This is a genomic window from Paenibacillus sp. FSL H8-0122, assembly GCF_038005345.1.
GTDB lineage: Bacteria > Bacillota > Bacilli > Paenibacillales > Paenibacillaceae > Paenibacillus_AQ.
On record NZ_JBBOTB010000001.1, the window covers coordinates 1808634 to 1820611 of the forward strand.

11 protein-coding genes are annotated in these 11978 nt (G+C 53.4%); 9 read left to right on the plus strand and 2 right to left on the minus strand.

The features are described 5' to 3' along the window. Nucleotides 1–451: 451 nt before the first annotated feature. Entirely contained in the window at nt 452–811 is a 360-nt protein-coding gene (locus NSS64_RS07745; RefSeq protein ID WP_341139763.1) for a hypothetical protein, read from the minus strand. 334 nt (nt 812–1145) lie between these two features. Between NSS64_RS07745 and NSS64_RS07750 the strand changes: the two genes are divergently transcribed. From NSS64_RS07750 to NSS64_RS07780, 7 genes are all read left to right on the plus strand, one after another. Continuing rightward, nucleotides 1146–2156 (plus strand): acyltransferase family protein, encoded by a 1011-nt coding sequence (locus NSS64_RS07750; protein WP_341139764.1) that lies wholly within the window; start codon nt 1146–1148, stop codon nt 2154–2156. Between the two features lie 90 nt (nt 2157–2246). Next, nucleotides 2247–2672, plus strand: coding sequence for a hypothetical protein (locus tag NSS64_RS07755; protein ID WP_339310445.1), 426 nt, complete (start codon nt 2247–2249; stop codon nt 2670–2672). Nucleotides 2673–2803: 131 nt separating this feature from the next. Continuing rightward, entirely contained in the window at nt 2804–4042 is a 1239-nt protein-coding gene (locus NSS64_RS07760) for a D-alanyl-D-alanine carboxypeptidase family protein (protein WP_445667781.1), read from the plus strand. A 172-nt stretch (nt 4043–4214) separates the two neighbouring features. Continuing rightward, a complete protein-coding gene (gene spoIIAA, locus NSS64_RS07765; RefSeq protein ID WP_036727462.1) occupies nt 4215–4568 on the plus strand; it encodes an anti-sigma F factor antagonist in 354 nt (117 codons plus the stop codon). Next, nucleotides 4565–5020, plus strand: coding sequence for an anti-sigma F factor (gene spoIIAB / locus NSS64_RS07770; protein WP_036727460.1), 456 nt, complete (start codon nt 4565–4567; stop codon nt 5018–5020). The genes spoIIAA and spoIIAB overlap by 4 nt, the downstream gene beginning before the upstream one ends. Nucleotides 5021–5031: 11 nt before the next feature. After that, nucleotides 5032–5787 carry an RNA polymerase sporulation sigma factor SigF gene (gene sigF, locus NSS64_RS07775; protein WP_076084301.1) on the plus strand — a complete coding sequence of 252 codons (756 nt, stop codon included), beginning with the start codon at nt 5032–5034 and terminating at the stop codon, nt 5785–5787. A 525-nt stretch (nt 5788–6312) separates the two neighbouring features. Next, the gene (locus NSS64_RS07780; RefSeq protein ID WP_341139765.1) at nt 6313–6852 is read left to right on the plus strand and encodes an RNA 2'-phosphotransferase; all 540 of its coding nucleotides are present in this window, start codon (nt 6313–6315) and stop codon (nt 6850–6852) included. A 105-nt stretch (nt 6853–6957) separates the two neighbouring features. On the opposite strand, the gene NSS64_RS07785 is transcribed toward NSS64_RS07780, so the two are convergent. Further along, nucleotides 6958–9153 (minus strand): YDG domain-containing protein, encoded by a 2196-nt coding sequence (locus tag NSS64_RS07785; RefSeq protein ID WP_341139766.1) that lies wholly within the window; start codon nt 9151–9153, stop codon nt 6958–6960. 285 nt (nt 9154–9438) lie between these two features. On the opposite strand from NSS64_RS07785, the gene NSS64_RS07790 reads away from it, so the two are divergent. Next, the gene (locus NSS64_RS07790) at nt 9439–11034 is read left to right on the plus strand and encodes a sigma-70 family RNA polymerase sigma factor (protein ID WP_341139767.1); all 1596 of its coding nucleotides are present in this window, start codon (nt 9439–9441) and stop codon (nt 11032–11034) included. Between the two features lie 103 nt (nt 11035–11137). Further along, complete coding sequence (locus tag NSS64_RS07795; protein ID WP_341139768.1) at nt 11138–11899, plus strand: metallophosphoesterase family protein; 762 nt, start codon at nt 11138–11140, stop codon at nt 11897–11899. Nucleotides 11900–11978 lie beyond the last annotated feature (79 nt).

Consider the following 11978-nt stretch of genomic DNA (forward strand, 5'->3'; position numbering starts at 1 on the left):
CAGCGGATGGCCCTTTGCTTTTGCTGGATGCGGAAAACAGCATACATTGTTCTCGCACGGAGGCCCGTGGGCCGAATGTATGCCGAAAACAGCATACAATAGGCTCACACACAGGCCCGTGGACCGAATGTATGCTGAAAACAGCATACAATGGGTTCGCACGCAGGCACGTAGTCCAAATGTAATCGGAAAACCGATCACATTCGGCGCTGCGGAGTTGCGTGGGTCCAATGTAATCGGAAAACCGACCACATTCGGCGCTGCGGAGGCACGTGGTCCAAATGTAATCGAAAAACCGATCACATTCGGTGCTGCGGAGTTGCGCGGGTCCAATGTAATCGGAAAACCGATCACATTCGGCGCTGCGGAGACGTGTGGTCCAAATGTAATCGGAAACCGATCACATTCGGAGCTGCGGAGGCGCGTGGTCCAAATGTAATCGGAAAACCGATCACATTCGGAGCTGCGGAGGCGCGCGGTCCAATGTAATCGGAAAACCGATCACATTCGGCGCTGCGGAGGCACGTAGTCCAAATGTAATCGGAAAACCGATCACATTCGGCGCTGCGGAGGCGCGTGGTCCAAATGTAATCGGAAAACCGATCACATTCGGAGCTGCGGAGGCGCGTGGTCCAAATGTAATCGGAAAACCGATTACATTCGGAGCTGCGGAGGCGCGTGGTCCAAATGTAATCGGAAACCCGATCACATTCGGCGCTGCGGAGGCAGGTGGTCCAAATGTAATCGGAAAACCGACCACATTCGGCGCTGCGGAGGCACGTGGTCCAAATGTAATCGGAAAACCGACCACATTCGGCGCTGCGGAGACGTGTGGTCCAAATGTAATCGAAAAAATCGATCACATTTGGCATCCCGCCTCCTACTTCCCCGCACCATACCAGACGCTTTTCCTGCCTGCTACGTCACCGGCAACACCGCCGGACTTTAGCCCTATTTATTACCCGGATGGGACAACGTCTCCCGTCTAGGCAGAATGACTTATTTTTACAGAGTTTGCTCCGTTGTTAAGTGAATATCCTTTCAGAAATAACACTGAAATATTTCATCGGAATTTGAAAATAAAAACAAACCCTTTTATAATTACTTTAAATTAAAACTGATTTGGGAGGAGATGGGACGAAGACGTGAACAAACCACGACAATTATGGATTGATGCCGCCAAGGGATTCAGTATTATTTTTGTAGTAATGGGCCACTCCGGCGATGCGGCAGCGAATCATTATCTGTCCTGGTTCCGGATGCCTTTGTTCTTTATGCTTAGCGGACTTGTATTTAAGCCGGTTGAACCCGGGCGGTATTTGGGCTGGGCAGCCAAACGGACCAAGGGGCTGATGACTCCCTATTTTGCCTACGGACTCCTGATTGCGGCAGTGTTGCTGCTGTTCAACTTCAATGTAAAAGGGTTCGCCGAGAATATAGCGAGACTGCTCTACGGGGGACTGTCACTTACGGGTCCTTACGGGGTGTTCTGGTTCATCACCTGCCTGCTGTTCACCCAACTGCTCTTCGGATACATTGTCCGTTATTCCCGCCGCACGCAATTTCTCCTGATCGCTTCTGCTTACCTCCTGTCACATCTCATCTCCCTGACCTCGCTCAAGAACTTCAACCTTCCCTGGAATGCAGATGTGTCCTTGCTCGCCATTACTTATTATGCGATCGGATTCTACGGCAAACAGGCCATCCCTGCGCTAATCCGCCGCTATTCGGCGCTGCCGGTGCTGCTTCCATTATGTGTTCTTGTGCTGCTGCTGGAGCGGACAGGTGTCCTTCAATACAGCCTGAATATGAAATACAAGGAGTATACTTCGCTGCTGCTCGATCTGGCCGTGCCGCTACTCATCTCATTGACTATCTGCGCCGCTGTGTACCGTCTCTCGAAGCTTGTGCCGCTGGACTGGATGGGCAGTCTGGGACGCAATTCCATTGCGATTATGTACCTGCATTTGCCTTTGAATTACGGGCTCAAATATCTCCTCGGGACGGATTACGGGCTGTTGCCCTTTACGCTGATCGGAGTGGGGGTGCCGCTGCTGGCCGCCACTTGGGCGGTACGTTCTCCTCTATTGTCCAGACTGTATCTCGGGCATAAGGGCGGCAGCCGTCCGGCAGTGAATTATAGCAACGCACGCTAGATAAATAGGTGATACTAGTGATAGAAATGCACAAGCTCTTTTTCATATCTTTCATATACTTTAGTAGAATATGAAAAGGAGTGATCATGCGTGGCCAAAACACTGTTGGATTATAACGCATCCGTAGTTACACCTATTACTAACGGGGTCTCCATACCTGTTCCCATTTCTCCGGCAGGGATACAGATTGCAGGGACATCGGTTTATATCGATCCCGCAGTTCCAGGACATTTTCCCAATAAGGTTGAACTGAAAGCTACCATCGGCGTGGATGTTACGCTGGATACGCCCAATGTGCTGGTCCGCATCTGGCGGGCAGGTACAGAAATCTTCTACGCTCGGACAGAGCTGGAGGAGAATTTCAATGACGACGGTATTATTTCGCTGCATATGGTAGATGTCAACGTTCCGGCCGGGGTCCAGAACTATCAGCTGATTGTAGAGAACCAGGATGTCGGCTCCGTTGCTACAGTGGTGGGACCTGTAATTTTCAGCGCTTTGGCTATCGGCGGCTAGGCTATCATAGCAGTACCGGAAAGGGGCTTTCTCAAGGATCTGTGAAGATACCGGGGGAAGCCCTTTTTTTTGTGCGTGAAATGGAATAATTTCCTGCGATTCTGACGAAACTGGAACACAGTACCTGTGAAATGAAGGTTAAGTTCAGGAGGGGAACCATTGTGAGGAAAATTCGTTATGTTACGCTTGTGCTGTGCATTGCTGTATCGGTTCTGGGAGGCGCTACCGGAGCCTGGGCCGAGGAAAAAGCCAAAGGCACCGCAAATTCCGGCAATGCCGGAGGGGCGGCGGCGGAGCTGGCGCCGGGGGCGCGTTCTGCCATTCTCATGGATGCCAGCACGGGCACGGTCATCTATGAGAAGAACAGCCATGATAAACTTCCGCCGGCCAGTATTACCAAGATTATGACCATGCTGCTGACGGTGGAGGCGCTGGACGAGGGCAAACTGCAGCTGACCGACAAGGTTCGGACCAGCGAGTATGCGGCATCGATGGGCGGTTCGCAGATTTTTCTGGAGCCGGGTGAAGAAATGACGGTTGACGATATGCTGAAGGGCATCGCGATGGCCTCCGGCAATGATGCTTCCGTAGCTATGGCGGAGAAAATCGCCGGCTCGGAGAGCGCCTTCGTCGATCTCATGAACCAGAAGGCGCAGGACCTGGGCCTGAAGGATACTCATTTCGCCAACTGCAACGGCCTGCCGGCTGCGAATCATTATTCCTCCGCGCATGATATTGCCGTCATCAGCCGGGAGCTGCTGAAGCATGAGCAGATTATCAAATACACCGGCTCTTATCAGGATTACCTGCGCAAGGATTCCACCAAGCCGTTCTGGCTGGTCAACACCAACAAGCTGGTGCGGTTCTACACGGGAGCTGACGGGCTGAAGACGGGATATACGTCCGAAGCGAAGTTCTGCCTGTCGGCGACAGCGGCCAGAGACGGCCTGCGCGCTGTAGCAGTGGTGCTGGGCGAGCCGAACACCAAGACCCGCAACAGCGAGGTCTCGGCGATGTTCGACTACCTCTTTTCCCAATATAAATTGCATACGATTCACAAGGAAGGCGACACCATCGGCACGGTGAGGATTGAGAAGGGCGTGAAGTCGCAGCTCCCGCTGGTGGCGAAGGAAGACTATAGTGTCCTGCTCCGCAAAGGAGTAACCCAGGAGGGGATCCGCCATGAGCTGGTGCTGAATGAGCAGGTGAAGGCTCCGGTGGCCGAAGGCCAGACGGTCGGCAAGCTGGTGGTCTACCAGGGAACCGGTGTCCTGAAGGAATACGAGCTGAAGGCAGGCGAAACAGTAGCCAAGGCGGGCTGGTGGAAGCTGTTCAAGCGGGCAACGGGCGCTATGTTTACGAATGATTAATTTCTTGCATTTTGTAGATTGAACCAGGGGCTTTGTGTAAGTTCTTAGGGGTTTTCTTCTAGTTTTGTCGTGAGGCAGGAATCCTCAATTGCGGTGTAGAAACCTTGTCCTTGTAGGGGAAAGAAATAGTTACAGGGCGGTTGTCCAAGCAACGAAGAGGAGAGTGGCAAGCATGAATTCTCATGTGGAGATGGAGCATCACCGGGGTGTGCTGATTGTCCGGTTGTCCGGGGAACTGGACCATCACGCAGCCGATTATGTACGTATGGATATGGATGAAGCGATTATGCGGGGCCAGGTGGAGCATCTGATCCTGAGTCTCAAGGAGCTGCAGTTCATGGACAGCTCGGGTCTCGGAGTGATTCTGGGGCGGTACAAGCTGATCCGCAGTAAGGGCGGCAAAATGGCAGTCTGCGATGCCACAGCGCCTGTGAAGCGCCTGCTGGAAATGTCGGGCCTGTTCAAAATCATGCCCCTATATGACGACGAGAGCGCTGCACTCTCGGATTTGGAGGTCGCGTTATGACTAGTAGCGAAGCTCGTAACTTCATGAGTGTCCAGTTTGCCGCGCTGTCGGAGAATGAATCGTTTGCACGTGTGGTAGTGGCTGCCTTTGTCTCCCGGCTCGACCCGACGATGGAGGAGCTGAATGACCTGAAGACGGTAGTCTCGGAGGCCGTCACCAATTGTATTATTCACGGTTATGACAGTGATCCCGCAGGCGTTGTCAGCATATCCGCTTCGCTTGAGAATGAGACCGTGCATCTGACGATTGAGGATAAGGGCCGGGGCATTGAGGATCTGGAGCTGGCCCAGCAGCCGCTGTATACCTCGAAGCCGGAGCTGGAGCGGTCAGGTATGGGCTTCACCATTATGGAGAATTTCATGGATGAATTCGAGGTTATCAGCGAACCGGGACGCGGAACCTCAATCTCCATGAAGAAAACCATCGTCTCGAAAAAAGCTTTATACAATTAGGGGTTGGAGCCATGGATGCAGAAGCAAAAAAAGCTCCGCCGACCTATTTGGACGATGCGGAGGTCAAACGTCTAATCGCGCTCAGTCAAGCCGGGGACCATACGGCCCGCGACACGCTGGTCAACTGCAATATCCGCCTCGTCTGGTCGGTGGTGCAGCGGTTTATGAACCGCGGATATGAACCGGATGATTTGTTCCAGATCGGCTGTATCGGACTGCTGAAGTCCGTTGATAAATTCGACCTCAGCTATGAGGTCAAGTTCTCCACCTATGCGGTGCCGATGATTATCGGCGAGATCCAGCGGTTCCTCCGCGATGACGGCACGCTCAAGGTCAGCCGCTCGCTGAAGGAGATGGCCAACAAGGTGCGCAAGATGAAGGATGAGATGTCCAAAACGCTCGACCGCCTCCCGACCATCGGTGAAGTGGCCGAAGCGCTGGGCGTCACGCCTGAAGAAATCGTCTTCGCCCAGGAAGCCAACAAGCCGCCGACTTCGATCCACGAGACCGTCTTCGAGAACGATGGCGATCCGATCACGCTGATCGACCAGATCGCCGACGAGTCGCAGGAGCGCTGGTTCGACAAGCTGGCCTTGAACGAGGCCATCGGTGCGCTAACCGAGCGCGAGCGTCTGATCGTGTATCTGCGCTATTACCGTGATCAGACCCAGTCGGAAGTCGCCAGCCGCCTCGGCATCTCGCAGGTGCAGGTGTCGAGGCTGGAGAAGAAGATCCTCGCGAACATCCGCGAGCAGATTGCGCAGTAAGGGTGGAAGTTACAGCGCGTCTCGGCTGATACTGCCGCAGCTCCGTAAGTCCGATACAGCAGTCGGGTTAGCTGTGGTGCTTAGCAAGAGTTAAGTATGTGATGTACAGTGACGGGTGCAAGGGAGCCGCCTCCTAGAGGGGCGGCTTTTTGCGTGCACTCAAAGTGAGAACATGCCCCCTACTGCCGATCATTGTACGAACCGGACTCAGATTCCCTTATTTGGCCGAAACGTCTCTTTTTGAGCCTGAAACGGACTGAGATTCCGTTATCTTGTCTTTTCGGCTCCTGATCAAGCGGAATCTGGTCACATAGCGGATTCTGAGTCCGCGTGCTCCGGCATATCCGGCTCATACGCAGGCATAGCGGAATCTCAGTCCTCTTTGCTTGTTGACGGAGCACGCCTATGGCCTTGCGCATGGTTATACCGGAAGCTTCACATATGCTAAACTAGGCTAAACTCGTAACAATCGTTGATTTTGAATACTGACAACAATGCTAAATGACTATGGAGGGCTAAACACAGATGGATTATGCAAAGCTCAGCAAAGAGGTCTCCTACGCCCTGCGTCACGCACCGTGGGAATATGAACTGGAATTGGATGCACAGGGATGGGTGGATATCGAGCAACTGCTCCACTCGCTGCATCAGGACAAGAAGTGGGAATCGGTCGGTGCAGAGGATCTGGACAAGATGATCGCAGCATCGGATAAGCAGCGGCATGAGCTTGCGGAGGGCAGAATCAGGGCGCTGTATGGTCACTCTGTCCCGCAAAAAATAATCAAGCAAAATGAAACTCCGCCCCCCATTCTGTACCACGGTACAGCCAGGCAATGGGTGGAGACGATTCTGCACGAAGGACTGAAACCCATGAAGAGGCAGTATGTTCATTTCTCGGTGGATATGGATACAGCGAAGCTGGTGGGAGGACGAAAGGACTCAAGTCCTGTGATCTTAACCATCGATGCCGGGCGGGCCGCACAGGAAGGAATCAAGTTCTATCACGGAAATCATAATATCTGGCTCGCAGACTATATTCCGCCAGAATTCATTGCTAACTTGTAGCCTAGTTTATCCAACCCCAACCAATTACAACAAAAGCGCCCCAACCAGCCAGTTCGCGGCTCGCGGGACGCTTTTATCTTTTACCATATGTTCACAAATCTCTGCTTAAGGCGCTACAATCACACCTGTGGAAATCATATAATTCCCCGGTGCCGCATAGTTACCGGCATCGTCGCCGGATAAGGTGTAGACCACGGTGATAAGTTTGCCGCTGCCCGCAGCGGCATCGCTGTAGGTTGCGGTTGCACTGACGGTAACATCATCCCCCGGAATCACTCCGATCAGGGTTCCTGGAGTGATCTGGGCCGATGTATTCCCGTCATAGAGCTTAGACTCTGTGAGAACGGGTGCTGTAATGTCCAACTGTAAGGCTGTGATAATACCTGTATTAATGGAATAGCTAACAGGTGGGAAATAGTTACCTGCATCTACTCCTGTTAAGGTGTAGGAGATGGTGATGATTTTGTCCACACCGACATTAGGACTGTCATAGGTCCCGGAGGCATGCACAGTCACATCATCCCCGTCGATGATACCGTTTACCGCACCAACGATTACCGCTGCCGCAGTCGTTCCGTCATAGACTCTGGAGCGTGTGATCTGATCCCGGTCAATCTCCCCGTTGGTGACAATGTAGCTCGCAGGTGCAATATAATTGCCCGCATCTGCTCCGCTAAGCGTATAGACTACAGTTATGGTCTTGTTCGTCCCAACGGCTGATGTGTCATAGTTGGCAACGGCGCTCACAGTGACATCTTCTCCGGGAACTACCCCCATAAGCTGTCCGGGAATCACCGCTGCTGCCGTGGTTCCGTCCTTGAACTTCGCCAAGGTCAAATTCGGAGCTTCGATGGTTAACGGATGGAGTGCGATGCTGCCCGTATTCACGATATAGGGAGCAGGTGCGATATAGCTGGCTGCCTGGGCTCCGCTTAATGAATAGGTAACGGTTATCGTCTTGTTCACCCCAAGCGCCGCGCTGTTGTAGGCAGCAGAGGCATGAACATTAACATCGTCACCGCTCAGCACACCGGTCAGCGAATTCGCGGTTACAGCTGCTGAAGCAGTGCCGTCATAGGTTTTGGACACTGTCAAGGAGGCAGGAAGCCCTATAGTCAGTTCAATCGCTCTAACCTCAATTGTGCTGGAAGGGACGGAGATATTGCCGGAGGCATCTACAGCATACACAACATAATGACCGGCAGGCAGACTCTGTGTATTCAGCGGGGAATAGACGGAGGCGGTTACCGCCAGCTTTTTACCCAGAGCAGCATGAATAGAATCCTCCAGCCCCGTTGTAGTTCCGACCACTGTGGAAGGAACCAGGTACAAATAACCCGCTTCGTTGCTTGTCCCGTACACGTTATCTCCTACAGTAACCGCTCCAAGGGTCACACTGGTAAGTAGAGGGGCTGACGTATCCCCCGGATCAGGAGTAGGAGTGGGTGTAGGAACTGGTGTAGGAACTGGTGAAGGTTCTGGTGAAGGTTCTGGTGTAGGTGTAACTGCAGGTGTTGGTGTCGCTACTGGTGTAGCTGTAGGAGTAGCCGTTGGATCGGAAGGGACATAGGTGCTCCGGACAGGCGTAGGTGTAGCAGTTGGTGTGGCAGTTGGACTAGCTGTTGGAGAGATGGTTGCTGAAGGGGTGCCTCCAACATTTCCAGGAGTATTGGCCGGAGCTTCCTCAATAACTTTGGTGCGCGTTAAGGACACTACGGCTTCCGCACGGGTAATATCTCTGCCGGGTCTGAAGCTGTTATCTTCGGAGTAACCCTTCATGACTCCTGCGGCAGCCACGGCGTTGACAGAATCCAGTGCCCAGGCGGCAATATCCTTGGAATCGCTGAAAAGAGCGCCGGTCTGCGCGGCATCCAGCTTCAATAACCGGTTGATAATCACTGCGGCTTCCTGTCTGCTGATCGTCTTGCCGGTACCGATGGTACCATCTGAATATCCGCTGATATATCCGGCTTTCACGGCTTTGGCAACCTCGGTGTAGGCCCAGTTGCTTGTAGAGAGATCCTTATAGGCAACAGGTGCCGTCTCGGTGAATCCGAAGGCGCGGTTGATGAGCGCCATGAACTCTGATCTTTTCAGACTATTGTCCGGTTTGAAGCTGCCGTCGGCGTATCCCTGAATGAGCCCTTTGTCAACCCAGTCGGTAACTTCATTCTGTGCCCAGTGGCCTGTGATTCCAGTTAATTGAGGAGCTGCTGCGCCAAAAGCTGTTCCGGCAGAAGAATATAGTGCAGTTACTATCATTAGTGTAGAGAGAAAAAGCTTGCCCGGTTTATGATTCAATATTAAGCCTCCCGAAAGTGTATTGTCTTCGCTGACATAGGCCTTGGGTATCACTAGATCCTTCAGGGTAACAGACTTGGCCTCCGAGCTGGGCTAAATGAAATAATAGTAACACATATCATTCGAAATTAATTTAAATAAATATAATCATTACAAATTTAATTTTCCAAAATATAAATCTAACACTGGTCAATACATTCTGGACCCTCTTTGTAACCTTTTCCTCCCGAATCGGCACTTATCATTAGAACACGATAAAAATACAGAAATGAGGTTTGCAGACGTATGCTGCATTGGATTGAAAAGGCGCAGAAGGGCGATGCCGAAGCCTTCCGGCAGCTTAGCGGGCATGTCCGTGGGATGGCTTACGTAGTGGCCTACGACAGGCTGGGAGATGTGCAGCTTGCGGAAGACGCGGTACAGGAATCCTTGCTGGAGGCGTATATGAACCTTGCCAGCCTGCAGGAGCCTGCGGCGTTTCCGGGATGGTTCAAAACCATTGTGGTCAGGCAGTGTCACCGGCTGCTGCGGCGTAAGCGTCAAGCCCTGCTGCCTCTGGAGGCAGCGGTGCATGTCGCGGGCTCTTCTCCCGGCGCAGCGGAGATTGTTGAATACCGGGAATGGACACAGGTGCTCCACAGGTCAGTGTCGGAATTGTCTGCCAAGCTGCGGGTACCGCTGCAACTGTTCTACTTCTATGGATATTCGCTGCCGGAGATCTCCGTCTATCTGGGAATTCCGGCGGGTACGCTGAAGAAAAGGTTGTATGACGGCAGACGCAAGCTGAAGGGGGCATTGCCTGTTGTCGATCTGGCGGCTGCATTTCATTTGTTACATGAGGGAGGACAGCGAATGCTGCATATTGTGAATGGTGACACGGTGGGAGACAAGCTGAAGCAGGGGATTGTCCAGGGGGAGGTGCTGGTGTGGAGAGAGATCTATTCGGCGGGACCGGTATTCATCGATCCGGCGGAAGAGCAGAACCGGCTGCTGCGGGCGGAGGTGCTACAGGCCACGATGGGCATTCCGGCGGCTGAATATCTGGCGGGCTGTGCGGAGCAGGAGCGGAGGATTAGCGGATTCCGCCAGTATGATGAGGTGGTGCTATGGTTCGAGCATGATCTGTTCGACCAGAGTATGCTGGCCTATCTATTACACTGGTTCAATGGGCAAAAGCTGGGCAACACGAAGCTGAGCCTGCTCTGCATCGGAGAATTCCCCGGGATTGAGCTGTTCCATGGTCTGGGACAGCTGACGGAAGCTCAGCTGAGTACCCTGCCGGGAACCTGGCGGAATATAAGCCGCAAGGAGCTGCAGCTGGGAAGCCTGCTGTGGGAGGCCTATGCCGCTGCCGATCCCCGGAAGCTCGCAGACCTGCTTGCGGCGAAGCGGGAGGAGCTGGCTGCGGGCGCGCTTGCTTTTGCCTATGATGCCTTCAAGGCCCACCTCTCCCGTCTGCCTTCTGTAGAGAACGGTCTCGGGATCGTCGAACAGACCACTCTCCAAGCTGTAGCTAACGGAATGGATACGCCGCTTAAGCTGTTCCGCCAGGTGACGGATGAGCTGCACCGGCTTGGCATGGGTGATACGGAATACTGGAAGATCCTGCGCACACTGACGGCCGGGACGAAGCCTCTGCTTGAGATTGACGGTGCGGCAGAGCTTACAGACTACAGGGAAGTACCGGAATTCCTGAACCGCAGCGTTACGCTGACTGCATGGGGAGAGCAGGTGTTGGCCGGAGCAGCCGACCGGTTACACCTGCAAAGTATCGATGAATGGTACGGCGGCCTGCATCTGGAGGGGCATGACACCCCCTGGCGCTGGAACCGTGCTGCGGAACGGCCGGTACAGCACCCGTCATCCGCGCGGATGGAATAGAATGTAACCAGGAGGTTTCCCTGCTAAGCTGAACGCTTGGCGGGTGAACCTCTTTTTTATGCCTATATAGTATAATGAATACTCCAGGTCAAGACAGTTACAAGTGAAGAAGGAGGAGAGCGGCATCAGAACATTAGTGATCAGTGACATTCACGGCTGTATAGAGGAATTCGGCCTGCTGCTCCGGCGGGCGGAGTATAACCCCTCCAGGGATCAATTGATCCTGCTGGGCGATTATGTGGACAGAGGCCCGGACAGCAGAGCGGTCGTGGAACAGGTGAAGCGGCTTGCCGAAGCGGAAGGGGTGATTGTGCTGCGGGGCAACCATGATCAGATGGCCTGCGATGCGCTGGCGGGAGAGGATGATAAGCGGGATACCCACTGGATAACCAATGGGGGATTCCACACCCTTCTGAGCTACTGCGGAGGGCGGGATTCGGTGCTGCTGCACCCGGATTCAGGCTGGAAGGATTACACGGAGATGAAGCGGTTCATGCGTACGGAGTATAAGGAGCATCTGGATTTCCTGGGTTCGTTGCCATACTACTATGAGACGGAGACCCATCTGTTCGTTCATGCGGGTATTGATCCTTCCCTTGCCGACTGGCGGATGCAGCGGGAGTATGATTTTATCTGGATTCGGGAGCCTTTCTACAATCATCCTGTAACTTCTACGGAGAAGACGGTTGTATTCGGGCATACCTCTACGGTAGATCTGCAGGACGGGGCAGGTGTCTGGTTCAGTCCGCTGGGCGACAAAATAGGCATCGACGGCGGCTGCGTGTACGGGGAGCAGTTGAACTGCCTTGAGATTAGCGAAGCGGGATACAAGACCTATGCAGTCCGGCTGGGGGAGCGGGAGTAACAAGAGCTGCGGAGCAGGCGGGATGAAAACAAACTCCCAATTGGTTATAATTGGAATATCAAATCCAAGCGCTCACAGG

Coding starts and splice junctions, on each gene's coding strand:
- NSS64_RS07760 (WP_445667781.1), top strand. CDS start 2,804: ATGAAGGTTAAGTTCAGGAGGGGAACCATTGTGAGGAAAATTCGTTAT.
- spoIIAA (WP_036727462.1), top strand. CDS start 4,215: ATGAATTCTCATGTGGAGATGGAGCATCACCGGGGTGTGCTGATTGTC.
- spoIIAB (WP_036727460.1), top strand. CDS start 4,565: ATGACTAGTAGCGAAGCTCGTAACTTCATGAGTGTCCAGTTTGCCGCG.
- sigF (WP_076084301.1), top strand. CDS start 5,032: ATGGATGCAGAAGCAAAAAAAGCTCCGCCGACCTATTTGGACGATGCG.
- NSS64_RS07780 (WP_341139765.1), top strand. CDS start 6,313: ATGGATTATGCAAAGCTCAGCAAAGAGGTCTCCTACGCCCTGCGTCAC.
- NSS64_RS07790 (WP_341139767.1), top strand. CDS start 9,439: ATGCTGCATTGGATTGAAAAGGCGCAGAAGGGCGATGCCGAAGCCTTC.